The organism is Micromonospora sp. H33 (assembly GCF_052068455.1).
Taxonomy (GTDB): Bacteria; Actinomycetota; Actinomycetes; order Mycobacteriales; family Micromonosporaceae; genus Micromonospora.
The window spans coordinates 204256-230232 of the sequence record NZ_JBQHDE010000004.1 but is presented as its reverse complement, the minus strand read 5'-3'; the positions used below and the strand labels follow the sequence as shown (position 1 = coordinate 230232).

General features: G+C 73.9%; 22 protein-coding genes. 14 read left to right on the top strand and 8 right to left on the bottom strand.

Annotated elements, in window-relative coordinates; translation table 11 throughout:
- Positions 1–4 precede the first annotated feature (4 nt).
- Positions 5–1738, top strand: a complete 1734-nt coding sequence (locus ACTMS0_RS12865) for a DEAD/DEAH box helicase (RefSeq protein ID WP_441155371.1) — start codon at positions 5–7, stop codon at positions 1736–1738.
- A 165-nt stretch (positions 1739–1903) separates the two neighbouring features.
- Here ACTMS0_RS12865 and ACTMS0_RS12860 read toward each other — a convergent pair whose 3' ends face one another.
- Both ACTMS0_RS12860 and ACTMS0_RS12855 read right to left on the bottom strand, forming a co-directional pair.
- Entirely contained in the window at positions 1904–2137 is a 234-nt protein-coding gene (locus ACTMS0_RS12860) for a DUF7455 domain-containing protein (RefSeq protein WP_074474066.1), read from the bottom strand.
- Positions 2138–2381: 244 nt separating this feature from the next.
- On the bottom strand, positions 2382–3998 hold the full coding sequence (locus tag ACTMS0_RS12855) for an RNA polymerase sigma factor (RefSeq protein WP_441155370.1): 1617 nt from the start codon (positions 3996–3998) through the stop codon (positions 2382–2384).
- A gap of 288 nt (positions 3999–4286) precedes the next feature.
- Here ACTMS0_RS12855 and ACTMS0_RS12850 point away from each other — a divergent pair, with 288 nt between their 5' ends.
- Entirely contained in the window at positions 4287–5108 is an 822-nt protein-coding gene (locus tag ACTMS0_RS12850; RefSeq protein ID WP_441155369.1) for an inositol monophosphatase family protein, read from the top strand.
- A 99-nt stretch (positions 5109–5207) separates the two neighbouring features.
- Here the strand turns inward: ACTMS0_RS12850 and ACTMS0_RS12845 are convergent, their stop codons facing one another.
- Positions 5208–5720 carry a LytR C-terminal domain-containing protein gene (locus ACTMS0_RS12845; RefSeq protein WP_441155580.1) on the bottom strand — a complete coding sequence of 171 codons (513 nt, stop codon included), beginning with the start codon at positions 5718–5720 and terminating at the stop codon, positions 5208–5210.
- Between the two features lie 434 nt (positions 5721–6154).
- Here ACTMS0_RS12845 and ACTMS0_RS12840 point away from each other — a divergent pair, with 434 nt between their 5' ends.
- Together ACTMS0_RS12840 and ACTMS0_RS12835 are read left to right on the top strand one after the other, a co-directional pair.
- On the top strand, positions 6155–6451 hold the full coding sequence (locus ACTMS0_RS12840; RefSeq protein ID WP_091269374.1) for a DUF4193 domain-containing protein: 297 nt from the start codon (positions 6155–6157) through the stop codon (positions 6449–6451).
- 143 nt (positions 6452–6594) lie between these two features.
- Positions 6595–7413: a hypothetical protein gene (locus ACTMS0_RS12835; RefSeq protein ID WP_441155368.1), complete on the top strand. Its 819-nt coding sequence runs from the start codon at positions 6595–6597 to the stop codon at positions 7411–7413.
- Positions 7414–7438: 25 nt separating this feature from the next.
- Here ACTMS0_RS12835 and ACTMS0_RS12830 read toward each other — a convergent pair whose 3' ends face one another.
- Positions 7439–7927 carry a DUF3093 domain-containing protein gene (locus ACTMS0_RS12830; RefSeq protein WP_441155367.1) on the bottom strand — a complete coding sequence of 163 codons (489 nt, stop codon included), beginning with the start codon at positions 7925–7927 and terminating at the stop codon, positions 7439–7441.
- 84 nt (positions 7928–8011) lie between these two features.
- Here ACTMS0_RS12830 and dut point away from each other — a divergent pair, with 84 nt between their 5' ends.
- The 4 genes from dut (at position 8012) to ACTMS0_RS12810 (ending at position 10504) form a co-directional block, all read left to right on the top strand.
- Positions 8012–8524 carry a dUTP diphosphatase gene (gene dut / locus ACTMS0_RS12825; RefSeq protein ID WP_441155366.1) on the top strand — a complete coding sequence of 171 codons (513 nt, stop codon included), beginning with the start codon at positions 8012–8014 and terminating at the stop codon, positions 8522–8524.
- Positions 8525–8614: 90 nt separating this feature from the next.
- A complete protein-coding gene (locus tag ACTMS0_RS12820) occupies positions 8615–9298 on the top strand; it encodes a DUF3710 domain-containing protein (protein WP_441155365.1) in 684 nt (227 codons plus the stop codon).
- A 128-nt stretch (positions 9299–9426) separates the two neighbouring features.
- Entirely contained in the window at positions 9427–9807 is a 381-nt protein-coding gene (locus ACTMS0_RS12815; RefSeq protein WP_155333429.1) for an OB-fold nucleic acid binding domain-containing protein, read from the top strand.
- 19 nt (positions 9808–9826) lie between these two features.
- A complete protein-coding gene (locus tag ACTMS0_RS12810; protein WP_441155364.1) occupies positions 9827–10504 on the top strand; it encodes a DUF3159 domain-containing protein in 678 nt (225 codons plus the stop codon).
- Positions 10505–10561: 57 nt separating this feature from the next.
- Here ACTMS0_RS12810 and ACTMS0_RS12805 read toward each other — a convergent pair whose 3' ends face one another.
- Together ACTMS0_RS12805 and ACTMS0_RS12800 are read right to left on the bottom strand one after the other, a co-directional pair.
- Positions 10562–11251, bottom strand: a complete 690-nt coding sequence (locus tag ACTMS0_RS12805; RefSeq protein ID WP_441155363.1) for a potassium channel family protein — start codon at positions 11249–11251, stop codon at positions 10562–10564.
- Between the two features lie 2 nt (positions 11252–11253).
- Positions 11254–11919 (bottom strand): potassium channel family protein, encoded by a 666-nt coding sequence (locus ACTMS0_RS12800; protein WP_441155362.1) that lies wholly within the window; start codon positions 11917–11919, stop codon positions 11254–11256.
- 165 nt (positions 11920–12084) lie between these two features.
- Between ACTMS0_RS12800 and ACTMS0_RS12795 the strand changes: the two genes are divergently transcribed.
- The 4 genes from ACTMS0_RS12795 (at position 12085) to dxs (ending at position 18692) form a co-directional block, all read left to right on the top strand.
- On the top strand, positions 12085–14181 hold the full coding sequence (locus ACTMS0_RS12795; RefSeq protein WP_441155361.1) for an APC family permease: 2097 nt from the start codon (positions 12085–12087) through the stop codon (positions 14179–14181).
- Positions 14178–15413: a class I SAM-dependent RNA methyltransferase gene (locus ACTMS0_RS12790; protein WP_441155360.1), complete on the top strand. Its 1236-nt coding sequence runs from the start codon at positions 14178–14180 to the stop codon at positions 15411–15413. Before ACTMS0_RS12795 ends, ACTMS0_RS12790 begins: the two co-directional genes overlap by 4 nt.
- A 62-nt stretch (positions 15414–15475) precedes the next feature.
- The gene (locus tag ACTMS0_RS12785; protein ID WP_441155359.1) at positions 15476–16639 is read left to right on the top strand and encodes an anhydro-N-acetylmuramic acid kinase; all 1164 of its coding nucleotides are present in this window, start codon (positions 15476–15478) and stop codon (positions 16637–16639) included.
- A 106-nt stretch (positions 16640–16745) separates the two neighbouring features.
- Positions 16746–18692, top strand: a complete 1947-nt coding sequence (dxs, locus tag ACTMS0_RS12780) for a 1-deoxy-D-xylulose-5-phosphate synthase (protein ID WP_441155358.1) — start codon at positions 16746–16748, stop codon at positions 18690–18692.
- Positions 18693–18876: 184 nt separating this feature from the next.
- Here the strand turns inward: dxs and ACTMS0_RS12775 are convergent, their stop codons facing one another.
- Complete coding sequence (locus tag ACTMS0_RS12775; RefSeq protein ID WP_441155357.1) at positions 18877–20070, bottom strand: hypothetical protein; 1194 nt, start codon at positions 20068–20070, stop codon at positions 18877–18879.
- A 272-nt stretch (positions 20071–20342) separates the two neighbouring features.
- Here ACTMS0_RS12775 and ACTMS0_RS12770 point away from each other — a divergent pair, with 272 nt between their 5' ends.
- On the top strand, positions 20343–22136 hold the full coding sequence (locus ACTMS0_RS12770; RefSeq protein WP_441155579.1) for a hypothetical protein: 1794 nt from the start codon (positions 20343–20345) through the stop codon (positions 22134–22136).
- A complete protein-coding gene (locus ACTMS0_RS12765; protein WP_441155356.1) occupies positions 22136–23998 on the top strand; it encodes a hypothetical protein in 1863 nt (620 codons plus the stop codon). The genes ACTMS0_RS12770 and ACTMS0_RS12765 overlap by 1 nt, the downstream gene beginning before the upstream one ends.
- Positions 23999–24007: 9 nt before the next feature.
- Here the strand turns inward: ACTMS0_RS12765 and ACTMS0_RS12760 are convergent, their stop codons facing one another.
- Entirely contained in the window at positions 24008–25852 is a 1845-nt protein-coding gene (locus tag ACTMS0_RS12760; RefSeq protein WP_441155355.1) for a hypothetical protein, read from the bottom strand.
- Positions 25853–25977 lie beyond the last annotated feature (125 nt).

The window sequence follows — 25977 nt, the reverse complement described above, 5'->3', positions numbered from 1 at the left end:
TTCCGTGGCAGCCCGGACGCCGGCGCTCGAGACGTTCCCGGCCCTGCGCGCCTGGCAGCGCAAGGCACTGGTGGAGTACCTGCGCCGCCGTGACCCCGACTTCACGGCGGTCGCCACCCCAGGCGCCGGGAAGACCACCTTCGCCCTCCGGATCGCCGCCGAGCTGCTCGCGGACGGCACGGTCGAGGCGGTCACCGTGGTCGCCCCCACCGAGCACCTCAAGACCCAGTGGGCGCAGGCGGCGGCCCGGGTCGGCATCCAACTCGACGCCGCCTTCCGCAACGCCGACCTGCACTCGTCCGCCGACTTCCACGGGGCCGTGGTCACGTACGCCCAGGTCGGCATGGCGCCGCAGGTGCACCGGCGGCGCACGATGACGCGCCGGACCCTGGTCATCCTCGACGAGATCCACCACGCCGGGGACTCGCGCACCTGGGGGGACGGAGTGAAGGCCGCCTTCGAGGAGGCCGAGCGGCGGTTGATGCTGACCGGCACCCCCTTTCGCTCCGACGACAACCCCATCCCGTTCGTCACCTACGAACGGGGCGGGGACGGTCTGCTGCGCTCCCGTGCCGACGCGGTGTACGGCTACGCCGACGCGCTGCGCGACGGCGTCGTCCGGCCGGTGCTCTTCCTCGCGTACTCCGGCGAGACACGGTGGCGCACGAACGCGGGTGAGGAGCTGGCCGCCCGGCTCGGCGAGCCGATGACGCAGGACCTGATCGCGCAGGCCTGGCGGACCGCGCTCGACCCGGCCGGGGACTGGATGCCCCAGGTGCTGCGGGCCGCCGACGCCCGGCTGACGGTGCTGCGCAACGCCGGCATGCCGGACGCGGGCGGCCTGGTGATCGCCAGCGACCAGCAGGCCGCCCGGTCGTACGCGAAGCTCCTCGAGCAGGTGACCGGTGAGAAGGCCGCCGTGGTGCTCTCCGACGACGTGGGCGCCTCGGCCCGTATCGCGACGTTCGCGGCGTCCGACCAGCGGTGGCTGGTGGCGGTCCGGATGGTCTCCGAGGGCGTCGACATCCCCCGCCTCGCGGTCGGGGTGTACGCGACCAGCGCCAGCACCACGCTCTACTTCGCCCAGGCCATCGGCCGGTTCGTCCGGGCCCGCCAGCCGGGGGAGACCGCGTCGGTGTTCCTGCCCAGCGTGCCGCACCTGCTCGGGCTGGCCAGCGAGATGGAGGCCGAGCGGGACCACGTGCTCGGCAAGCCGAAGGACGGCGAGGGCTTCGACGACGAACTGCTGGAGCGTGCCCAGCGCGACGACCAGGCCAGCGGCGAACTGGAGAAGAGGTTCGCCGCGCTCTCCGCGACCGCCGAACTCGACCAGGTGATCTTCGACGGCGCCTCGTTCGGCACCGCGGCCCAGGCCGGCACACCCGAGGAGGAGGAGTACCTGGGCCTGCCCGGCCTGCTCACCGCCGACCAGGTGGCCATGCTGCTGTCCAAGCGGCAGGCCGAGCAGCTCGCCGCGCAGCGCCGCCGAGCGGCCGAGCGGCCCGCTGATTCGGCCGCTGCCGCCCCCGCGGCGCCTCCAGCACCGATGAGTGCGGCCCAGCGGCGCGTGGCCCTGCGTCGCCAGCTGAACGCCCTCGTGGCGGCCCGGCACCACCGCACCGGACAGCCGCACGGCAAGATCCACGCCGAGCTGCGCCGGCTCTGCGGTGGCCCGCCCAGCGCCCAGGCGACGATCGAGCAGCTCGAGGAACGCATCGCGACGGTCCAGACCCTCTGACCCGCCGTGCCACCCGCTGGGGTGAACCCGGTCGATCAAGAGGTTTTCGTCAAGGACACGCCGACGGGTGTCCCGCAAACCTCTTGATCAACAGGGGTGGGAGACACGAAAAGGCCGGCCGGGCCCCTTCAGGGGCCCGGCCGGCCTTTATGTCGGATTGCGGATTCAGTTCGCCATCAGATCGGCGCCACGCCAGCTGAACTCCGGGTCCGTCGCGAACCGCACGGTGATCTTCACGAGATCCTCCGCGTACTTGTTCGCGTGATGCCCACAGAACACCAGCTCGCTCCCACCCGCGAGGGTGATGCGGAGCTTGCCGGCAGCATTGCAGCGGTCGCACCGTTCATCGGCGGCCGGGGGGGCCACCGTCTCGGGCGGCGGCGTGAGGGTCGGGGTCATCGCCTTCCTCCTCTGGTCGTCACCGATGAACACTCTCTTCGGTCGTTGCTCACCTATCGTGCAACACCCTTGTCGGGCCTCGCCTTCCCTGTGTGCCCGCGGGGGACCGAGGTCACACATGGCCCCGACAGCGTGCCATGCACCAAGGGTGCCACGCCAACGATCACATTCGTGCAACCGAACGATCACCATGTGGCGTTGCACGCCAGGTGTTCAAAACGACACGTTCAGTTGACGACGCCGGTCAGTCCAGGTAATCCCGGAGGACCTGCGAACGCGACGGGTGGCGCAGCTTGGACATCGTCTTGGACTCGATCTGCCGGATGCGCTCCCGGGTCACGCCGTACACCTGGCCGATCTCGTCCAGCGTCCGCGGCTGGCCGTCGGTCAGACCGAAGCGCAGGCGCACCACGCCCGCCTCACGCTCGGACAACGTCTGCAGCACCTGCTGGAGCTGGTCCTGCAGGAGCGAGAACGAGACGGCGTCGACCGCGACCACGGCCTCCGAGTCCTCGATGAAGTCGCCGAGCTGGCTGTCGCCCTCGTCGCCGATCGTCTGGTCCAGCGAGATGGGCTCCCGGGCGTACTGCTGGATCTCCAGCACCTTCTCCGGTGTGATGTCCATCTCCTTCGCCAGCTCCTCCGGCGTGGGCTCGCGGCCCAGGTCCTGGAGAAGCTCGCGCTGGATCCGGCCGAGCTTGTTGATCACCTCGACCATGTGCACCGGGATGCGGATGGTGCGGGCCTGGTCGGCCATGGCGCGGGTGATGGCCTGGCGGATCCACCAGGTGGCGTACGTGGAGAACTTGTAGCCCTTGGCGTAGTCGAACTTCTCGACGGCGCGGATCAGGCCGAGGTTGCCCTCCTGGATCAGGTCGAGGAAGGCCATGCCACGGCCCGTGTACCGCTTGGCGAGCGACACCACCAGGCGCAGGTTGGCCTCAAGGAGGTGGTTCTTCGCGCGCTCACCGTCCCGCGAGATCCACATCAGGTCGCGCTGCATCTCGCGGTTGAGCTTCTCCTCGCCCTCGTCGGCGGCGCGCAGCCGCTCGGCCGCGTAGAGGCCGGCCTCGATCCGCTTGGCGAGCTCGACCTCCTGCTCCGCGTTGAGCAGCGGGACCTTGCCGATCTGCTTCAGGTACGCCCGGACGGAGTCGGCGGACGCGGTCAGCTCGGCGTCGCGGCGCGCCTGCTTGAGCGCCTCGGACTCCTCGTCGTCCCACTCGAAGTCGTTGTCGCTCGCGGAGTTGGCCGCGTCGGTCTCGGCGGCCTGGGTCAGCTCGGCCGGCTCGTCGACGACCACGTCCTCGATCTCGGCGGCCAGCTCCTCCGGATCGATCTCGCCCTCGGCCGCGGGCTCGCCCTTGGCCTTGCCCGCGGCCGTGGTGGCCTTCGCCGGGTCGGCCGCGGCCACCGTCGCCTTGGTGGCCCGGGTGGGCTTCTTGGCGGGCACCGCCGCCTTGGCGGCCACCTCGGCGGTGGTGCCGGCGGCCTTGCGGGCGGTGGCCTTCCGCGGTGCCGGGGCCGGGGCCTCGTCGGCGGCGGGCGCCTGCTTCGGGGCGGGCGCGGCGGCCTTCTTGGTGGTCTTGGCGGTGGTGGCCCGGGACGCCGGGGTGGCCGAGCGCGCCGCCGCCACCCGGCGGCGGGGCGCGGTGGTGGCCGAGCCGTCGACCACGACGGTCACTCCCGCCTCGGAGAGCGCCCGCAGGATCTTCTTGGCCTGGGCCGGCGTCACCTCGGCGGACTCGACGGTGCGCGCGAGCTGGGCCGACGTGAGCTGACCGCCGGCGCTCTGCGCGTGCGCGATCAGGGTGTCGGTGAGCGAGCGAACGTCGGCGCCGGTCTGGCGGGGTTCTGTCACGAATGACCTTCCGGAGGCGAAAAGCGAGCACGGCCGGGTCGTCCGGCGCGAGGCGGAGCGCTTGTGCCGGGCGATGTCGTTGAGGGACCCCCGTGTCCCGGGCCGGCCGGTCGCTGGCGGTCCGTGGCGCGTGGGCAGGGTGAATTGTAACGCCGTCCACGGCGATCATCCGGCGGCGCACGGTGTACCGGCGGGTGGGACCGCCGATTCGGCGCAGATGTGGACTTTGTAAGGATGATACCCGCGCGTGGTCGGGACCACCCCGGTCGTGCGGGAAGGGGACGAAGGATGGTCCGCTCGGCTCCGGAGCCACGGGAACTGCTGGACATCGCGATCGAGGTGGCGCGCGACGCCGCCGCGACGGCGTACCGGATGCGGGCCGAGGGCGTCTCGGTCGCCGCGACCAAGAGCACGGTCACCGACGTGGTGACCGCCGCCGATCGGGCGGTGGAGCGGCAGGTGCTCGACGCGCTGCGCCGGCTGCGGCCCGGCGACGCCGTTCTCGGCGAGGAGTACGGCGAGGCGGGGACCGGCCCGGCCGGGCCCGACGGCGTGCGGTGGATCGTCGACCCGATCGACGGCACCGTCAACTACCTCTACGGACTCCGGCACAGCGCCGTGTCGCTCGCCGCCGAGGTCGACGGTGTGGTGGTCGTCGGGGTGGTGCGCAACATCAGCACCGGCGAGGAGTGGACGGCGACGGCCGGCGGCGGCGCCTGGCGTGACGGCCGGCAGTTGCGCTGCTCCACCGAGACGGACCTGGGCCAGACCCTGGTCGCCACCGGCTTCGGCTACGACCCGAAGCGCCGCGCCCACCAGGCCCGGGTGGTGGCGGAGCTGATCCCGCACGTCCGCGACATCCGCCGCCTCGGCGCGGCCGCCATCGACCTCTGCTTCGCCGCCGAGGGACGGGTCGACGCGTACTACGAGAAGGGGCTCGCCGCCTGGGACCTCGCGGCCGGCGGGCTGGTGGCCACGGAGGCGGGGCTGCGGGTCGCCGGGCTGGGCGGGGCGGCGGCCGGGCCGGACATGGTCGTCGCGGCGCCACCGGCGCTCTTCGGGCCGCTGCACGACCGGCTGGCCGACCTCGACGCTTCCGGCGGCCCCTGACCCCGGCCGGCCCGGCGCCGGCGTGCCGCCGGGGCCGCCGACCTGCCGCCGGACCGCCGACCTGCCGCCGGACCAGGGCGGCCGGCGGCGGCGGGAGGATCAGTCCTGGGGCATCGGGCAGGAGCCGGGCGGTGCCACCGGTGAACCCAGGTCGCCGAGGGACTGGTTGACCTCGGTCGTGGTGGCCAACTGCTGGAACGCACTGCCGAGCACGACGTCGACGGTGTCGTCGGCGCGCTTGGGGTCGTACTCGGCCTCGGCGTTGTCCAGGAAGTACGCCCGCAGCAGGTGCGCCGAGCCGACGCCCTTCGGGCCGTAGCGCAGGACCGCGATGTCGTCGATCTGCTTCTTCTCGTCGCCGGTCTTCTTGATCTGGAACTTCCGGTTGCGGAAGTCGTCGGCGACCTTGCTGGCGAGGCCGGGCTGATCCGTGCCGTTCAACACGTTGATCTTGACGTCCTCCTGCTTGCGCAGCCTCACGTCGGCCTGCGGCCAGCCCTCGGGGCAGCCGCCGCCGATCCCCGCCTCGCTCTGCGTGTCCCGCACGAGGGCGACGACGACGAAGACCAGTGCCAGCACCCCCAGCAGACCGACGACAACGAGTGCTCGCACTCGCGCAAAGCTCATCAGGGCGCTCCCGGAACTGTGGTGGGTGGCGGCGGCCGCCGGCGGTCGGGCCGCCCCGCCGGCCGTCGAGTACGCCGCTGAGGTTAACGGTTGTCCGGCCGTCGCGTGGAAACAGGCGGACATGCCGGCGCGCCGACCGGGAACCGGGTACTACTACCCCTATCTTCGTGTCGCCTGAGTCACATTGGGAACAAGTTCCCGTGCGGGGGCGTACATCTCTGCCACGAGGGCGGTATACATGCCACGCCCAAAGGGGGGGTAAGGTACCGCGCTCGCCGGGGGAGTTCCTCTGGTGGCACCGGCCCGGCAGGCGCCGGGTCGGGTGACCGACACAAGTGGCGGCCGGCCAGCGGAACCGAAACAACGTCGTCCGGCGTTACAACCGGAAGCGACAACATCGACATGGGAGAGTGAAACCGATGGCCACCGACTACGACGCCCCGCGTCGCGACGAGGTCGACCTCGGCGAGGACAGCCTGGAAGAGCTGAAGGCCCGGCGCGTCGACACACAGTCGGGCGCCGTGGACGTCGACGAGGCCGAGGTGGCCGAGAGCTTCGAGCTGCCCGGCGCCGACCTGGCCGACGAGGAGCTCACGGTCAAGGTGCTGCCGATGCAGCAGGACGAGTTCCGCTGCGCGCGCTGCTTCCTCGTGCACCACCGCAGCCAGCTGGCGGTCGAGCGCAACGGCGAGCTGATCTGCCGCGAGTGCGTCTGACCGTGCTCGCGACAACACCGGCGGCGGCTCCCATCCGGGGCCGCCGCTCGTTCCGGCCGCCGTGCGGCGGCCCCGTGGAGCTGCTTGACTCGTGAGGGACGGCCGCCAGGTCGGCGGTGTTTCCACCCGGGAGGTTCGGTGCCATGACCGAGCGGAACGTCGCGCCCGGCGCGGACCCGGCGCGGGCCGCCGGTGGGACGGCGGGTGACAGCGACGAGCTGGGCGCCACCGTCGCCGCGCTGACGGCCGACGACATCGCCCCGGCGCGTCGCCGGCAGCTGCTCGGCCGGCTGGTCGGGCAGGCCCGCGCGCGCGGCCTCGGTGACCTGTTCAAGCCGAAGACCGCCGTGCGGTGGATGGTCGACACGGTCGCCGAGATCGCTCCGCACGTGCCGGTCCGGGACCGGGCCACCCTGCGCCGGCACTTCCCGGACCTGGACGACGAGGCGCTGGCCGAACGCCTGATCCGCAACGCGGCCCGGGCGACCGCGGGCGTCGGCGCGGCCGGCGGCGGCGTCGCGACCGTCGAGTGGGTCGTCACCCCGACCCTGCTCTCCGCTCCGGTCCTGCTGGCCGCCGAGACGGTCGCCGTGGTGGCGATCGAGCTCAAGCTCACCGGCGAGCTGCACGAGGTCTACGGCGTGCCGCTGCCGCAGGGCGGGACGCAGCGGGCGGTGGCGCTCGTGCATGGCTGGGCCTCGAAGCGGGGGATCAACCCGATGATGCCCGGTGTCGGGGTGAGCGCGGTGCTGAGCACCGCGGCCCGCCGGGAGCTGCGCGACACCCTGCTCAGGCGCCTCGGCCGCAACCTCACCACGCTGGGCCCGTTCCTCACCGGCGCCGCGGTCGCGAGCTACCTCAACCGGCGGGCCACCCGGACGATGGCGGACGAACTCCGCGCCGACCTCCGGCGCCGCGGCAGCCTGCCCGGCCCACCAGCCGCGCTGCCCAAGGCCCCCTGAGCGGCCCGCCGGCCGCTGAGCCGGCTCAGCGGCCGGCGGGGCTGGTCCGCGCGGCGCCCCGGGCCGCGAGGATCGCCTCCGCCAGCTCGACCGGCCGGCGCGTGCTCACCACCCAGAACGGGGTGGGGTCGGCCGGGTCGTCCAGGACCACCTGCACGGCACCGGCGATCCACGGCCGCTGCACCACGAACGCCAGCGGGTCCGCGCCGACGCCGAGCACCTCGCGCCGGCCGGCGGCGTCCAGCGGGACCACGTCGGCGACGAAGCGGGCCGGCAGCCGGGCGTCGTCGACCCGCAGCTCGCCGTCGCGGACGGCCACCCGGATCCGGCCCAGCCACGCCATGCCCGCCACGGCGGCGGGGAGCAGCACCACGAACGGCAGCCAGGCCCGGACGCCGGGCGCACCCATCCAGATCTCGGCGGCGAGCAGGGCGGCCACGCCCAGCCCGCCCACCCAGAGCCACCAGGGCAGGCTCAGCCGTTCGGCGTACGACGGAGACGGGGACACGCTCACGTCGTGAAGGGTACGGCGCACGACCGGCCGGCGACCGGGCAGGATGGCAGGGTCACCCAGTGAACCGGACGGAAGAGGGGAACCGTGACCGACGTCGTACCCGTGCCCGTACGTCAGCTCGACCCCGGGCTGCCGCTCCCGGCGTACGCCCATCCCGGCGACGCCGGCGCGGACCTGGTGGCCGCCGCGGACATCGAGCTGCCACCGGGCGGCCGCGCCCTGGTGCCGACCGGCGTGGCGATCGCGCTGCCGGAGGGGTACGTGGGCCTGGTCCACCCCCGTTCGGGGCTGGCGGCCAGGCTCGGCGTGACCGTGCTCAACGCGCCCGGTACGGTCGACGCCGGCTACCGGGGTGAGATCCTGGTCAACCTGATCAACCATGATCGGGAGACGCCGGCCCGGATCGCCCGCGGCGACCGCATCGCGCAGCTCGTCGTGCAGCGGGTGGCGCGGGCGGAGTTCCAACCGGTGGCGGAGCTGCCCGCGTCCCGGCGGGGGAGCGGCGGGCACGGTTCCACCGGTGGCCACGCCGGCCTGGTGCCGGCGCCGGCGGCACCGGGGGCGGACGACCGGCGGCCGGCGGCCGAGGCGCCGTGACGCGGTGCGGCCGACGGCCGGTCCGCCAACGGGCGGGCGGACGGACGGAAGAGGTGGCAGGGTGAGTGCGAACAGCGGAGGGTGTGCTCAGTGATCTTCTCCCGAAAGCGGGCCGGTGCCGGGCGGCACACGCGTGACGAGCGGACCGAGGCCCGCGACGCCAACGAGCTGGAGGCGCCGGTGAGCGCGAAGGCGCCGGCGCGCGGCCCGTACGACGTCAGCGAGGCTCCGGCCGGGGTGCAGCGGCTCGACCTGGGCAGCCTGCAGATCCCGGCGGTGCCCGACGTCGAGGTGCGGGTGCAGGCCGACCAGCAGGGCGTGATCCAGCAGGTCGTGCTCGTCCACGGGCCGAACGCGCTCCAGCTCGGCGTCTTCGCCGCCCCGCGCAGCGACGGCATCTGGGACGAGGTGCGCGAGGAGATCCGCCAGTCCCTCTTCAACGACGGCGCCGCCGCCCAGGAGGTCGAGGGCGAGTACGGCACCGAGCTGAAGGCCCGCGTCCGCACCCCGGACGGCCTCACCGACCTGCGCTTCGTCGGCATCGACGGGCCGCGCTGGATGGTGCGCGGCGTCTTCCAGGGCGAGGCGGCCACCAACCCGGCCGCGGCCGGTCCGCTGGCCACCTGCCTCGAGGGTCTGGTGGTCGACCGGGGCCACGAGGCGAAGCCGGTGCGCGAGCCGCTGCCCCTGCGGCTGCCCCGCGAGGTCGCCGAACAGGCCGGTCCGGACGGCGCCGCCACGGCCGCCGCGGGCGAGGCGGTCCGCGAGGCCTGACCGACGTCCACCGCCCGCGCCGGGGCGGTCCCGTCGGCGTACGCTGGCGGAGCGGTCCCGGCGTCGTCGGGGCCGGTCCACTACCGGCCCCCGGGCCGGGCCAGCGTGGGAAGGGTGACACGGAGGTCATGTCGACCGACGAGCGGCGGGGTTCGCTGCGGCGCATGCTGCGACGGCTCACCGCGAGCGAGGCGGAGATCGAGGCGCAGGAGCTGCGCCGGGAGAGCGCCGAGCACGGCGGTGTGCCGGCCCGGCAGTGCAGCCGGGGCGAGGTGGTCTCGGTGTCCGGCCGGCTCCGCACGGTGGTCTACACCCCACGGACCAACCTGCCGACGCTGGAGGCGGACCTCTACGACGGCAGCGACGTGGTGACCCTGGTGTGGCTGGGCCGGCGGCACATCTCCGGCATCGAGCCCGGGCGGCACCTGACCGCGCGCGGCCGGGTGGCCGTGCGGGACGATCGCAAGGTCATCTACAACCCGTACTACGAGTTGGAACCGCCGAAGTGACCCGGACGGAAGGCGCGCGATGACGACGGGACAGCACCGGGCGGCCGAGCCGGGCACCGGGCCGGACGAAGAGGAGCCGCTGCCGACCATCGCCGAGCAGATGGCCGACCAGTTGGGCGGCTGGCAGGGGCTGCTGGAGTCCAGCATCCCGGTGGTGGTCTTCGTGGTGGCCAACATCGTCGGCGACCTGCGTCCCGCGGTCATCGCCTCGGTGTCCGTGGCGGTGGCCATCGCCGTCCTGCGGCTGGCGCAGCGGCGGCCGGTCCGGCACGCGGTCAACGGGCTGTTCGGCATCGCCATCGGCGCCGCGATCGCCTGGCGGACCGGCGACGAGCGGGACTTCTACCTTCCCGGCATCCTCTACGGCATCGGCTACGGCGTGGCGCTGCTGCTGTCGGCGGCGATCCGGCAGCCCCTGGTGGGCTGGATCTGGTCGGTGCTGGTGGCCAAGGGCCGCTCCGACTGGCGGCACGACCCGCGCCTGGTGCGCACGTTCACCGGGCTCACCGTGCTGTGGGGCGTGGTCTGGCTGGCCAAGGTCGGCGTGCAGGCCGGCCTCTACCTCGCCCAGCAGGACACCGCGCTCGGCGTGGCACGGCTGGTGCTGGGCTACCCGCCGTACGTGCTGCTGCTGCTGATCACCGTCTGGACGGTGCGCCGGGTGACCCGCGAGTCGTCCCCGGCGCCGACGGCCTGACGGCCGGGCCGGCCGCGCCCGGCCCTGCCCCGACGGCCGGCCGGGCGGGCCCGGCGGTCAGCGGGACTCGCGGGTCCGCTCGACGCTGTCCGGGCCCAGCACCACCGCGCGGACCGCGTCCTCCACCTCGGCGGTGCACACGAAGATCAACTCGTCGCCCGCCTCGATCGGGTCGTCCGGGCTGGGCACCAGCACGCGCTTGCCCCGCAGGATCGCCACCAGCGCGGAGTCGCGCGGCAGCGGCACGTCCCGCAGCGGCTGGCCGACGTACGGGGCGGTCGGCGGCAGCGTGATCTCGACGAGGTTCGCCTCGCCCTGCCGGAACGTCATCAGCCGGACCAGGTCGCCCACCGTGACCGCCTCCTCGACCAGGGCGGCCATGACGCGCGGCTTGCTGACCGCGACGTCCACGCCCCACTGCTCGGTGAAGAGCCACTCGTTCTCGGCCCGGTTGATCCGGGCGACCACCCGGGGGACCGCGAACTCGGTCTTGGCCAGCAGCGAGACCACCAGGTTGACCTTGTCGTCACCGGTGGCGGCGACCACCACGTCGCAGCCGGCGAGGTTGGCCTCCTCCAGGCTGGCGAGCTCGCACGCGTCGGCCAGCACCCAGTCCGCGTCCGGAACCCGGTCGGGCCGGAGCATCTTGGGCTGGCGCTCGATCAGCATGACCTGGTGGCCGTTGCCGATCAGCTCCTGGGCGATGGAGCGGCCCACGTTGCCGGCGCCCGCGATGGCGACGCGCATGGTCACTGCCCCCCTTCCGGCGGCCGCGCCGCCACCGACGTGACGGCGTTGACGATGTCGTCGGTGACCAGCATGAAGACCTGGTCACCCTCCTGCACGACGGTGGACAGCGTGGGCAGCGTGCCGATGCCGAACCGGATGAGGTACGCCACCCGGGCCCCGGTCGCCTCCTCCAGCCCGTGCACGGACCGGCCGATCCAGTCCTTGTGAACCGGCACCTCGACGATGGACACGGTGCTCGTCGGGTCGCGGAAGATCTCCACGTTGCCCTCGGGCACCAGGTGCCGGAGCATCCGGTCGGCCGTCCAGCGGACGGTGGCCACGGTCGGGATGCCGAGGCGTTCGTAGACCTGCGCCCGGCGCTGGTCGTAGATGCGGGCCGCCACGCGGGAGACACCGAAGGTCTCCCGGGCCAGCCGGGCCGAGATGATGTTGGAGTTGTCGCCGCTCGAGACGGCCGCGAACGCGTCCGCCCGCTCGATGCCGGCCTGCCGGAGCACGTCGCCGTCGAAGCCGGCGCCGGTCACCGTGATCCCGGCGAAGTCCGGGCCGAGCCGGCGGAAGGCGTCGGCGTCCTGGTCGATGATCGCCACCGAGTGCCCACGGGCCTCCAGGCTGTGCGCGAGGGTCGAGCCGACCCGCCCACAGCCCATGATCACCACATGCACCGCGTCCCCTCCTCAGAGTCCGCACCCGCTCCGACCGGTTAGCGGTCGTCTGCGAGCCTGCCACGTTCCCGGCGCGGGCGCGGACCGACGGTACTCCGCCGGTACACGCTTCCGTGATCGGCCACCCCTGCGGCGGCGGTGCGCGTGGCCGTACGCTTGGCGGTTGTGGCCAGACCCACCTCGCTGCTGAAGCGGCTGCTCCTCGGTCGACCGTTCCGGTCCGACCGCCTCCAGCACACCCTCCTGCCCAAGCGCATCGCCCTGCCGGTCTTCGCCTCCGACGCCCTCTCCAGCGTCGCGTACGCGCCGGACGAGATCCTGCTGACGCTCTCCATCGCGGGCGCGTCGGCGTACCTCTTCTCGCCGTGGATCGCCCTCGCGGTCGTCGTGGTGATGCTGACCGTGGTGGCGAGCTACCGGCAGAACGTGCACGCGTACCCGTCCGGCGGCGGCGACTACGAGGTGGCGACGGTCAACCTCGGGCCGCGCGCCGGCGTCGGGGTGGCCAGCGCGCTGCTGGTCGACTACGTCCTGACCGTGGCGGTCTCGGTCTCCTCCGGGGTGGCCAACCTGGGCTCGGTCGTGCCGTTCGTGGCGACCCACAAGGTGGGCATCGCGGTCACGGCGGTGGTGCTGCTCACCGCGGTGAACCTGCGCGGCCTCCGGGAGTCGGGCACGGCCTTCGCGATCCCGACGTACGGCTTCGTCATCGTGATCGGCGCGATGCTCCTGACCGGCCTGATCCGGATCTTCGTGCTGGGTGACGACCTGCGCGCGCCGAGCGCCGACCTGGTCATCCAGGCCGAGCACAGCGTGACCGGCTTCGCGCTCGTGTTCCTCCTGATGCGTACCTTCTCGTCCGGCTGCGCCGCGCTCACCGGTGTGGAGGCCATCTCCAACGGGGTGCCCGCGTTCAAGGCGCCGAAGAGCCGCAACGCGGCCACCACGCTGCTGCTGCTCGGCACCATCGCGGTCAGCATGCTGGTCGGGATCATCTGGCTGTCCCGCCTGACCGGCCTCCAGTTCGTCGAGGACCCGGCGCTGCAGATCGTGTCCGGCCCCGAGGGGTACGTGCAGAAGACCGTGACCACCCAGCTCGGCGAGACGGTCTTCGGCTCCGGGTCGGTGCTGCTGTACGTGGTGGCCGGGGCCACCGCCCTGATCCTCTTCCTGGCCGCGAACACCGCGTTCAACGGGTTCCCGGTGCTCGGGTCGATCCTCGCCCAGGACCGCTACCTGCCCCGGCAGCTGCACACCCGCGGTGACCGGCTCGCCTTCTCCAACGGCATCGTCTTCCTGGCCGTCTTCGCGATCGTGCTGATCGTCGGCTTCCAGGCCGAGGTCACCCGGCTTATCCAGCTCTACATCGTCGGCGTCTTCGTGTCGTTCACCTTCTCCCAGGCCGGCATGATCCGGCACTGGAACCGGCACCTGAAGACGGAGCGCGACCCGGAGGCACGCCGGCGGATGGTGCGGAGCAGGGCGATCAACACGTTCGGCATGGCGATGACCGGCGCCGTCCTGGTGATTGTGCTGGTCACCAAGTTCCTGCTCGGCGCCTGGATTGCGATCGCGGCGATGGCGGTCATCTACGGGCTGATGCTGGCCATCCGCCGGCACTACGACCGCGTCGCGGTCGAGCTGAGTCCGGACGAGGGGCGGCCGGTGCTGCCCGCCCGCAACCACGCGATCGTGCTGGTCAGCAAGCTGCACCAGCCGACCCTGCGGGCGCTGGCGTACGCGAAGGCCACCCGGCCCGACACGATCACCGCGGTGACGGTCAACGTCGACGACAAGGACACCCGGCAGTTGCAGGCCGAGTGGGAACGGCGGGACGTGCCGGCGCCGCTGACCGTGATCGACTCGCCGTACCGGGAGATCACCCGGCCGATCCTCAACTACGTGGCCGGCGTCCGCCGGGAGTCGCCCCGCGACGTGGTCACCGTCTTCATTCCCGAGTACGTCGTCGGCCGCTGGTGGGAGAACCTGCTGCACAACCAGAGCGCGCTGCGGCTCAAGGGGCGGCTGCTCTTCGAGCCGGGTGTGATGGTCACCAGCGTGCCGTGGCAGCTCGCCTCGACCGCGAGCAAGAACCTGGACCGGCTCGACGCCACGCTCAGCCGTGGCCCGGCCCGTGGGCCCCGCGTCGCGCCGCGCGGCACCCTGCCGCCGAGCGTCCCGCCGGTGGTCTCCGCGCCGCCCGGGGAGAGCTCCGGCCGCGCGGGCGGCGGCGACACGTCAGCCGGCGAGGGCGGCCGGTGACGGGCGAGGGCCGGGGGCTGGAGGAGGCCGAGCGGGTCGAGCTGACCGTCGGGGCCGTGGCGCCCGGTGGCCACTGCGTCGCCCGCGTCGACGGCCAGGTGGTGTTCGTCCGGCACGCGTTGCCCGGGGAACGCGTGGTGGCCGAGGTCACCGAGGTGCACCGCGGGTTCGTCCGGGCCGACGCGGTGACGGTGCTGGAGGCGGCGCCGGAGCGGGTCGAGCAGCCCTGCCGGTACGCGAAGCCCGGCCGCTGCGGCGGCTGCGACCTCCAGCACGTGGCGCCGGAGGCCCAGCTCGACTGGAAGGCGGCGGTGGTCCGCGAGCAGCTCAGCCGCCTCGGCGGGTTGACCGACGCGGAGCTGGACACGCTGGGCGTCCGGGTCGAGTCGCTGCCGGGCGGGCCGCTGGGCTGGCGCTCCCGGGTCCGGTACGCGGTCGACGCCGCCGGCCGCGCCGGCCTGCTCAAGCACCGCTCGCACGAGGTGGTGCCGATCGATCGGTGCCTGATCGCCCACCCGTTGATCCAGACGTTGCCGGTGCTCACGCCCACCGGTGCCCGGTGGCCGGACGCGGACGCCGTCGAGACGGTCGCCTCGACCGGTGGGGACGTGGTGGTGACCGCTCTCGCCGGCGGGGTGCCGCGGCCGGTGAGCGGGCCGGAGCGGGTCCGCGAGCACGCCGTCGGCCGTCGGTGGACGGTGCCCGCGTCGTCGTTCTGGCAGGTCCACCCGGCGGCGGCCGACACCCTGGTCGACGCGGTCCTGGCGCAGCTCGCGCCGCGGCCGGGCGAGACGGCCTGGGACCTGTACGGCGGTGCCGGTCTGTTCGCCGCGGCGCTGGCCGGACCGGTCGGCGAGGCCGGGCGGGTCACCCTGGTCGAGGCCGCCCCGGCGGGGGTCGCCGCGGCCCGGGAGAACCTGCGCGACCTGCGCCAGGTCGGGATCGTGCCGGGCCGGGTCGAGGCCGTGCTGGCCCGCCGGCGGGTCACCGGTCCGGTGGACCTGGTGGTGCTCGACCCGCCGCGGTCCGGGGCGGGGGCCCGGGTGGTGCGGGCGGTGGCCGACGCCGGCCCGCGCGCCGTGGCGTACGTGGCCTGCGACCCGGCCGCCTTCGCCCGGGACGTGCGCACCTTCACCGAGCTGGGCTGGCGGCTGGCCGACCTGCGCGGCTTCGACCTGTTCCCGATGACGCAGCACGTCGAGCTGGTGGGGCTGCTGCTGCCGTCCGGCTGAGTCGGTCTGGCGGGCGGGCGAGGGGCTGGGGCCGCGGGGCCTCGCCCCGCTAACCTGGCCCGATGAAGATCGTCGGGCTGATGTCCGGGACCTCCTACGACGGGGTGGACGTGGCCGCCGCCGAGTTCACGCTCGACGGGGACACGCTCTGGCTGACACCGCTCGGGCACCGGGGCATCGACTACGACGACGGGTTGCGGGCCGAGATCGGGGCGCTGCTGCCGCCGGCGGCCACCACCATCGAGGCGGTCTGCCGGCTGGACAACCGGCTCGGCGAGGTCTTCGCCGAGGCGGCGGCGGTCGGCATCGAGCTGGCCGGCGGCGCCGTGGACGCGGTCGTGTCGCCCGGGCAGACGGTCTTCCACTGGGTCGAGCGCGGCGTGGTCCGGGGCACCCTCCAGCTGGGCGCGCCGGCGCGGGTGGCCGCCCGGGTGGGCGTACCCGTGCTCAGCGACCTGCGCTCGGCGGACGTCGCGGCCGGTGGTCAGGGCGCGCCGCTGGTGCCGGCCTTCGACGCCCTGCTGCTGGACGAGACCGCCGGCGCCCCGCGCGCGGCCCTCAACCTGGGCGGTATCGCGAACCTCACGGTGGTCGCACCGGGCGCGCCCGTCCTCGGGTACGACGTGGGGCCCGCCAACGCGCTGCTCGACGCGGCCGCCCGCCGCTTCCTCGGCCGCCCGTGCGATCTCGACGGCGCCGTGGCGGCGGCCGGGCGCGTGCACACCGGCCTGCTGGACCTGCTGCTCGCCGAGCCCTACTATGCGGCGCCACCGCCGAAGTCGACCGGCAAGGAGCTGTTCCACGCCGGCTACCTGGACGACCGGCTCGCCGCCCTCGGCGAACCGGTGCCGGTCGAGGACCTGCTGGCCACGTTGACCGTGCTGACCGCCGCGACGGTCGCTGCCGAGTGCGCCCGGCACCGGGTCACCGAGGTCGTCGCCGCGGGCGGCGGCGTGCGCAATCCCACACTGATGTTCCGGCTGGCCGAGCTCGCCGCGGGCCGGTGGCGGCTGCGCACCACCGACGAGCTGGGTGTGCCGGCGCAGGCGAAGGAGGCGTACGCCTTCGCCCTCCTGGGCTGGCTCTCCTGGCACGGGCTGCCCGGCGCGCTGCCGTCGGTGACCGGCGCCACCCGGGCCGCTGTGCTGGGCTCCTGGACGCCCACTGGCCCCGCGTACGGCGCCGACCCGGTCCGGCCACCTCGCCGGCTGCGGGTGCGCACCTGACCGGGCGCTCAGGGCGGTGCCCACCGGACCTCGCCGTGTCCCGCGCCGGCCTGCGACGATCCGGGCCGAGCTGCGGAGTGTCGCGCGGCCGATAGACTCTCCGGTCATGAGTGTTGAACAGGACACGGCCCACCACGCCGGGCTGCTGGCCGCCGTGAAGGGTCCGCAGGACGTCAAGCGGATGTCCACCGAGCAGGTGGGCATCCTCGCCGCCGAGATCCGTGACTTCCTGGTCGCCAAGGTTTCCCGCACCGGCGGGCACATCGGCCCGAACCTGGGTGTGGTGGAGCTGACCCTCGCGCTGCACCGGGTCTTCGACTCCCCCCGGGACCGGCTCCTGTTCGACACCGGCCACCAGGCGTACGTGCACAAGATCCTCACCGGCCGGCAGGCCGGCTTCGACAAGCTGCGCCAGCGCGGCGGGCTCTCCGGCTACCCGAACCAGGCCGAGAGCGAGCACGACCTGATCGAGAACTCGCACGCCTCCACCGCCCTGTCGTACGCCGACGGTCTCGCCAAGGCGTACGCCCTGCGCGGCGAGTCGCGCGCGGTGGTCGCCATGGTCGGCGACGGCGCGCTGACCGGCGGCATGTGCTGGGAGGCGCTGAACAACATCGCCACCGCCGGCAACCCCCTCGTGATCGTGGTCAACGACAACGGCCGGTCGTACTCGCCGACCATCGGCGGCCTCGCCGACCACCTCTCCTCGCTGCGGCTCAATCCCGGCTACGAGAAGGTGCTCGACACCGTCAAGGAGGCCCTCGGCTCGACCCCGCTGGTCGGCAAGCCGATGTACGAGGTGCTGCACGCGGTCAAGAAGGGCATCAAGGACGCGGTCGCCCCGCAGGCGATGTTCGAGGACCTCGGCATCAAGTACGTCGGCCCGGTCGACGGGCACGACGTCGCGGCCGTCGAGGGGGCGCTGCGCGCCGCGAAGAACTTTGGCGGCCCGGTGATCGTGCACGCGGTCACCCGCAAGGGCTACGGCTACCGGCCGGCCGAGGAGGACGAGGCCGACTGCCTGCACGGCCCTGGGGCCTTCGACGTCGAGACGGGGCAGCTCGTCGCCGCGCCGTCGGTGAAGTGGACCCACGTGTTCGCCGAGGAGCTGGTGGCGATCGCCGACGAGCGGCCCGACGTGGTGGGCATCACCGCCGCGATGGCCGAGCCGACCGGCATCGCCAAGCTCGCCCGCAAGCACCCGGAGCGGGTGTACGACGTGGGCATCGCCGAGCAGCACGCCGCCACCTCGGCCGCCGGCCTCGCGATGGGCGGCCTGCACCCGGTGGTCGCGGTGTACGCGACGTTCCTGAACCGGGCGTTCGACCAGGTCCTGCTGGACGTGGCGATGCACAAGCTGCCGGTGACCTTCGTCCTCGACCGCGCCGGGATCACCGGCCCGGACGGGCCGAGCCACTACGGCATCTGGGACATGTCCGTCTTCGGTGCGGTGCCGGGCCTGCGCATCGCCGCCCCCCGGGACGCCGCCACGCTCCGTGAGGAGCTGCGCGAGGCGGTCGCCGTCGACGACGGGCCGACCATCGTCCGCTTCCCGACCGGCGCCGTCGCCGCCGACCTGCCGGCGCTGCGCCGGGTCGGGCCGGTCGACGTGCTCGCCGAGTCGGCGCGCACCGACGTGCTGTTCGTCGCGGTCGGCTCCTTCGGCCAGCTCGGCATGGAGGTCGCCGCCCGGGTCGCCGAGCAGGGCTACGGCGTCACCGTGGTCGACCCGCGCTGGGTCCGGCCGGTCCCGGCCGAGCTGGTCGAGCTGGCGGCCGGGCACCGGCTCGTGGTCACCGTCGAGGACGGCGTCCGGGTGGGTGGCGTCGGGGACGCGCTCGCCCAGGCCATGCGGGACGCCGACGTCCGGGTGCCGCTGAAGGACCTCGGCGTACCGGCCGGCTGGCACCCGCACGGCACCCGCGCGCAGATCCTCGCCGACCTCGGCCTGACCGCGCAGGACGTGGCCCGCGACGTCACCGGCTGGATCTCCCGCCTCGACGCCGAGCCCGTCGAGCCAATCGTCACGGACGACGCCCGGGCCCAGAACTGACCCGGTAACCCACTCCGACGGCGGGCGCCCCCAACCCGGGGCCGCCCGCCGTCGCCGTCTCCAGGGGCACCGGCACCTGCCCCTCGTCGATCTTGCACTTGTGGCCCTCGTTACGCGAGGGATGCCCTGGTTTGACCGGGCACGAAGTGCAAGATCGCGGGGGAGAGGCCGGGGGATCGCGGGATTACGGGGCGGTCAGGGAGCGGTAGTGGGTTTTGTCGGCGGTGGCCAGGCTGATCGTCAGGCGGTCCGCGCCCAGCGGGAGGACGGCCAGGCCGGGGCGGTCGACCAGGCGCGGCGTGCCCGGGGGGACCGACAGCGAGGTCTCCCGGTTCGACCGCCAGGTCAGCACGGCCAGCGGCTGCCCGGGCAGCGGCAGCACGTACGCCTGCAACGGCGCGGCCCGGTCGGCGCGTGACGCCACCGGCGTGCCTCCACCGGCCGGCCGGTACACCACCGCCGTCATCGTGCCGTCGGCCGTCTCCCAGGTGAGCTGCTGCACCTCACCCGGCTGGCCGCCGCCGACCGCGACCTCGCCCACGGTGCGGACGGCCAGCTTCGCCATCGGCCAGGACGCCGGCACCGAGTCCCGGGACTCCCGGTCGCCGACCCGCCGCCGGACGCTGCCGAACGGGCCCTCCTCGCCGGCCAGCGCGCAGGTGTCCAGCCCGGCGAGGGCACGCCGGCCGGAGCCCGCCTCGTCGCGCATGAGCGGGTACCGCGGGGCCTCCGTGCCGGTGCCGAGGTCGAGGAGCCGGTCCGTGGCCCGGCCCCGGGGCAGGGACTCGGTGGCGCGCAGGGTGGCGGTCACCGGCACCGCGGCGCAGGCCGGCACGGCGACCGGCGCGCTCAGGCCGTCAGCGATCGTGAGGGCGCGGCCGTCCGGGCCGAGCACCCGCTGGACCCGGGCGGACACCAGGTAGCGCCGCCCGTCGGCGGTGCGCACCGGCAGTACGTCGGAGTAGACCAGGTAGCCGGGATCGGTGTACTCGGTGGCGTGGGTGACCGCGTACCGCCCATCGGGCGCGGTGACCTGAAGCAGCCAGGAGGCGCTCTCGCCGGGCACGCTCGCGGCGACCAGGGCCAGCGGCGCACCCTCGACCTCACCGGCCCAGAGGATGCCGGAGGAGGGCAGGTGCACCCGGTCGTCGATGGGCGACCGCCAGTCGCGGACCGTCGCGGTCACGGCCGCCGTCACCTCCGCGTTCCCGGCGAGGGCGCCCCGCGCCGGCCAGACGGTGAGCGAGCCGTCCCGGCTGTCGTACCCCGCCCGCAGGTCTCCCGGCTGCCGGTCGGCGACCGGCCCGCAGGCGGTCACGGTCGTCACCAGGGTCAGCAGGGCGGTGGCCGTCCTGCCGGGCCGGCGAGCTGGAGCCACCTGTACGCCCCCTCGTTCGCCTCGGCCGTCGTCTGCGAAGCGCCATAGTACGAGATGCCGCTGCGGACCCGTTCACCACCCACATGGGACCCTCCGGTGACTTTGGTGTGATTTACCCGCTCGGGTAGACTCCGCCGACTGTGACGCCTGCCGACACCCGCGCCGAATCCGACCGGGAAACCGCCGCCCCGGCCGGCTCCGATCCACTCGCCGTCGACGTGGACGGCGTGGCCGTCGCCGACGGCGCGACGGTGAACGGACGTACGCCCTCGGTGACCGCGCCGGCGCGGACGCCCGCCTCCGGCGTCCCCCTGCTCCGTCGGCTGCCGCGGTGGACACCTCGACGGCAGCACCTCGCGGTGGTCGGCGGGTTCCTGCTCGCCGCGCTGTGGGTGACCAGCCGGATCTGGGCCGACCCGACCGGCCGGGTGGCCGCGCTCTACAGCAGCGACCCGGCCCAGGTGCAGTTCTTCCTGGCCCACTCGGTCCGCGTGGTGCTGCACGGCGAGTTCCCGTTCTTCACCGAGCAGTTCAACTACCCGGACGGGGTCAACCTGATGGCCAACACGGCCATCCTCGCGCTGGGCATCCCGATGGTGCCGGTGACGCTGCTGTTCGGCCCGGCGGTGACCTTCGTGCTGCTGGTGACGCTCGCTCTCGCCGGCACCGCCACCGCCTGGTACGTCGTGCTCTCCCGGCACGTCGTCCACAGTCGCCTGGCGGCGGCGGTCGGCGGCTGGTTCTGCGGGTTCTCGCCGGCGATGCTGTCGCACGCCAACTGGCACCCCAACATCATCAGCCAGTTCCTGCTGCCGTTCATCGTGTGGCGGGTGCTGGTCATCACCCGTTCGCACCGCCCGTACCGCGACGGAGCGCTGCTGGCCCTGCTGGTGACCGTCCAGGCGTTCATCAACGAGGAGATCCTGCTCTTCACGGCGCTGGCCTGCGGGGTGTTCCTGCTCGCGGTGGTGGCCCAGCGCCCGGCGCTGTGGTCGGCGGCCTGGCGTCCACTGGTGAAGGCGCTCGCGACCTGCACCGTCGTGGCGGGGTCGCTGCTGGCGTACCCGCTGTACGTCCAGTTCGCCGGGCCGATGGCGTACCACGGGCTGAGTGACGCGGTACGCGACTACGGCAACGACATCGCCGCCTTCGTCGCCCAGGGGTCGCCGACCCTCGGTGGCAACGAGCGGGCCAACGTCAACCTCGCCCCGAACTACTCGGAGGAGAACGCCTTCTTCGGGTGGAGCCTCGCCCTCGTCGCCGTCGGTATCGTGCTGTGGCTGCGCCACGAGGTGGTGGTCCGGGCGCTCGCGGTGACCGGGGTGTTCTTCGCGGTGCTGTCCCTCGGGGAGCGGGTCTCGTGGTGGGACCGGGAGATCGTCGTCGGGCCCTGGGAGTGGCTGGTCCGCCTGCCGCTGCTCGACGCGGTCGTGCCGACCCGGTTCGGGCTCATCACGACCGTGGTGGTCGGGCTGCTGCTCGCGGTCGCCGTCGAGCGCTCCCGGGCGCTGCCGGTGGAACGGCGTACCCTTCGGACGCTCACCGTCGCCGGGCTGGTCCTCGCGCTGCTGCCGATCGCGCCCATGCCGCTGCGGGTGACGTCGCGCCCGGCGGTGCCCGACTTCATCACCGCCGATCGGTGGCGCGGCTACGTCGGGCCGGACCAGACGCTGGTGCCGATCCCGGTGCCGAGCATGGGCAACACCCACGGCATGCGCTGGGCCGCCGCGACCAACCTCGACTTCAAGATCCCCGGTGGCTACTTCCTGGCCCCGCGCAACGGCAACACCGGCGACCCGGGCCGCTTCGGCGGCCGGCCCAGCGGGATGGGGCAGCTGCTGGAGGAGGTTGCCACCACCGGACGGACGCCCAAGCTGGACGACCGGCAACGCCGGCGCTCGCTGGACGACCTGCGGCACTGGCGGGCGGCGATCCTGGTGCTCCCGGTGGACCAGCACCACGCGGAGCCGCTGCGCCAGACCGTCGAGCAGCTGGTCGGCCCCGGCCGCCAGGAGCTCGACGTCTGGGTCTGGGACGTCCGCGCCCTGACCGACCCGGCGGCCTGATGTCGGTCCGCACCACGGCCGGCACCCGACCGGACGGACGTACCCGGCTGCCCGCGTGGGCCCCGGACGCCCTGGTGGTCGCCGGGTACGTCACCCTCGCGGCGCTGCTCACGACCCGGCAGTGGGGCCGACCGGACCGGCTGTTCCACCAGGCCGGCGACCAGATCCTGTTCGAGTGGATGCTCGCCCGGGCGGCCCGGGCGGTGGTCGACGGCGAGAACCCGCTGTACGCCACGGCGCTCAACGTCCCGGACGGCGTCAACCTGATGGCCAACACCTCGGTGCTGGGGCTCGGAGTGCCGCTGACCCCGGTCACCCTCCTCTTCGGGTCGCAGGCGGCGTTCCTGGTGGCGGTGGCGGTCTGCCTCGCCGGCACCGCGGCCGCCTGGTACGTGCTGCTGCGCCGCCGGTTCGTCGACTCCCGGGTGGCGGCGGCGCTGGGCGGTCTGGTCTGCGGCTTCGCCCCCGGCATGATCGCCCAGTCCGGCGCGCACCTGCACATGGCGGCCCAGCTCCTGGTACCGGCGATCCTGGCGGCGGTGTTCCCCGCCGACGGCCGCCGCGTCGTGCGGCCCGGGGTGTGGCTCGGCCTCCTCGTCGCGTACCAGGCCTTCCTGGGCGAGGAGGTGCTGCTCTTCCTCGCGCTCGCCGCCGGGGTGTTCGTGCTCGCCTACGCCGTCGCGGATCCGGCGGCGGCGCGTGCCGCGGCGCCCGCCCTGCTCGGCCGGCTCGGCGTGGGCCTGGCGGTGGCGTCGCCGCTGCTGGCGTACCCGCTGTGGTTCCAGTTCGCCGGCGCGGGCCACTACCGGGGGATGCCCTTCCACGCCGACACGTTCCAGCTGGACCTCGCCTCCTACACCGCCTCGGCCCGGCAGACGGTCCTCGGCGACGAATACCTGCCCGGGCTGCTCGCCCCCAACCCCACCGAGGAGAACTCCTTCTTCGGGCCGGGCCTGCTGATCCTCGCCGTGGTCGCCGTCGTCTGGCTCCGGCGCCGGCCGCTGGTCCGGGCCCTCGCCGCCTGCGCCGCGCTGTTCGCGCTGCTGTCGCTCGGTGCCGAGGTACGCCTCGACGGCGCGCCGACCGGGCTGCCCGGGCCGTACCGGCTGCTCGGCGGCGTGCCCCTGCTCGACCTGGCGGTGCCCGCCCGCCTCGCGCTGGTCTGCGTGCCGGTGCTCGGCATCCTGCTCGCCCTCGCGACCGATCGGGTCCTCGCGGCCACCGCCGCGCCCGAGCGGCCCGGCGCGCCCGAGCAGCCCGCCGCGCCTGAGCAGCCCGCGCCTGAGCGGCCCGCAGTGCCTGAGCGGCCCGGCGCGCCTGGGCGGCCCGCACTGCCGGTGCGGCTGCTCTGGGGCGGTGCGGTCGCGGCCGCCCTGCTTCCACTGGTCCCCACACCGATCCGGACCGTGCCGGTCTGGCCGGTGCCGGCCTTCGTCGCCGACGGCGGGTGGCGGGCGTACGTGCCCCCCGGCTGGACCGTGGTGCCCGTGCCGCCGGTGACCGGTGCCGCGGCGAGCCCGGGGATGCTCTGGTCGGCGCGCACCGGACTGGCCTTCGACGCGCCGGGCGGGTTCTTCATCGGCCCGAGCACGGCGGACGACCCGACCGCCCGCTGGGGCGCCCCGGACCGACCCACGTCGGTGTTGCTGCGCCGGGTCGCCGAGACCGGCGAGGTGCCGACCGTGACGGACGTCGAGCGGCGACAGGCGGTCGAGGACCTGCGGCACTGGCGCGCCGCCGTCGTGGTCCAGGGTGGACTGCACCTCGGCGACCCGGTCCGCCGTACGGTCGACGCGCTGCTCGGGCCCGGCCGGGAGGTCGGCGGCGCGTGGGTGTGGGACGTCCGCCCGCTGGTGGGCTGACGCCGCCGCTCACCCCACCAGAGAGCGGACGTCCCAGAGCCAGACGTCGTCGACCCGCTGGGGCGCGCCCAGCAGGGCGGTCATCAGGTCGCGCAGCACCGCCTCCCGGGGGTGGGCGGCGAGCACCACCACCGACGCCCGCCAGAACCGCAGGTCCTCGACCGCCTGGCGGCGGTGCTCCTCGGTGATGTTCGGTGTCGCGTTCCGGTCCATCGTTGCGTAGACGAGCGTGCTGGTCGGGCGGTTCGGCGCGCCGAACACGCCCTCACCCTTCTCGTTGGGCCCGATGAAGTAGCCGCCGGGGACGGGGAACGCCTGCTGGGTCAGCGCGCTCCAGCGCAGCGTGGGCAGGCCGTGCACGTTGCTCGGGATCGGCACCGGCACCAGCGTCCGGCCCTCCGGCACGTACGGGCGCCAGCCGCCCGCGGTGATGAAGTGCGGCGGCGGCTCCACCGGCTGGGCGGGCAGCGGGCGCGGGATCAGCGGCAGGACGGCGAGCGCGATGGCCGCGTACCCGACCGGGCGCAGCCAGCGCCGTCGCACCGGCGGGGTGTTCTCGCCGGTGCGCGGGGCGGGCACCGGCGGGCGGCCGGCGCCGGACAGCACGTCCCAGGCCAGGGCGAGCAGGACGCCGACGGCGGCCACCACCACCAGGCTCAGCCGGGTCGGCATCATCATCTCGACCAGCGGCACGTCGTCCGGGATGTAGGCCCACGGGCCGTCGGTGGCGGTCTCGACGCCGTCGAAGCGGATCTTCGGGCCGAGCGACGCCACCGTGAAGAGGACCGTCAGCACGGCCAGGATGCGGGCGACCAGGGACCGGGCGACCAGCAGCACCAGGGCCACCACCGCCAGCACCACCAGCGGCCAGCCGAACCAGGTGTTCTGTTCGGTCAGCCCGATCGTCTGCTCCACCGCCTCGTCACCGGCGATCGTGTCGCGCGGGAAGGTGACGAAGGCCTTCAGGTCCTCGCCCCAGTTGTGGAAGACCCCGCCCTGAAGGCCCCGGTAGGACTGCGGGCCGTTGAACTGGAACCAGATCGGGTACGCGGTGAGCAGCAGCGCCAGCCCACCGCCGACGCCGAGCGCGGCAGCGAAGGCGCCGGCCTGCCGCCATGCGGCCCGGGGCCGCATCGCCGCGTACGCGACGACGACGACCAGGCACGCCAGGGCGGTCAGCAGCAGCATCTCCTCGTTGATGAAGATCTGGTACGCGACCAGCAGGCCGAGCACGACGCCGTTGCGCCGCCAGCGGCCCGGCTCGCCCAACCGCATCACCCGAAGCACGATCAGCGGGAGCAGGAAGTTGGAGACGAAGTTCGGCTGGCCGTTGGCGTGGTGCACGATGCCGGGCGCGAAGCCGAGGAACGCGCCACCGACGAACGCCGCCGCCCGCGACCGCACCAGATGCCGCGACAGCACCCAGTACGACGTGGCGGCGGTGGCCGCGAGCGCGGCACCGAGGTAGAGCGCGTACATCACCTGGGGGCCGACCAGCATGGTCAGTGGCGCCAGCGGCAGGGTCACCCCGAGCAGCGACGTGTTCGCCATCATGTTCACGCCGTCCGGGGCGTTCTGGCGGCTGGTGAAGAGCGGGTTCTCCAGGTGCCGGACGGAGTATGCGCCGTGCGCGAAGAGCCACTCGAACCAACTGTGGTCGGTCGGCAGGTGGGAGGACACCCGGTTCTGTACGTCCACCCAGTAGTTGAGGCAGACCAGGACGCCGAGCCCGACGTAGACGCCGACGGCCAGCACGTCGGCGCGGGCGGGACGCCACCGGGCCCCGCGCGACGACTGCGCCGCAACGGGCTCGGGAACGGTCTTCAATGAGGGATCAACCACCGGCACAGCCACGACGCGCCATCGTACAGGTGGGATCCGCCGGATTTGCCGTCCCCGTACGCCCACGGCCGGTTTGCCGGACGGTGATCTGCGCCGCCCCGTCGAGTGGCGCGGCCCGTGCCGGGGTGACCTGCCGG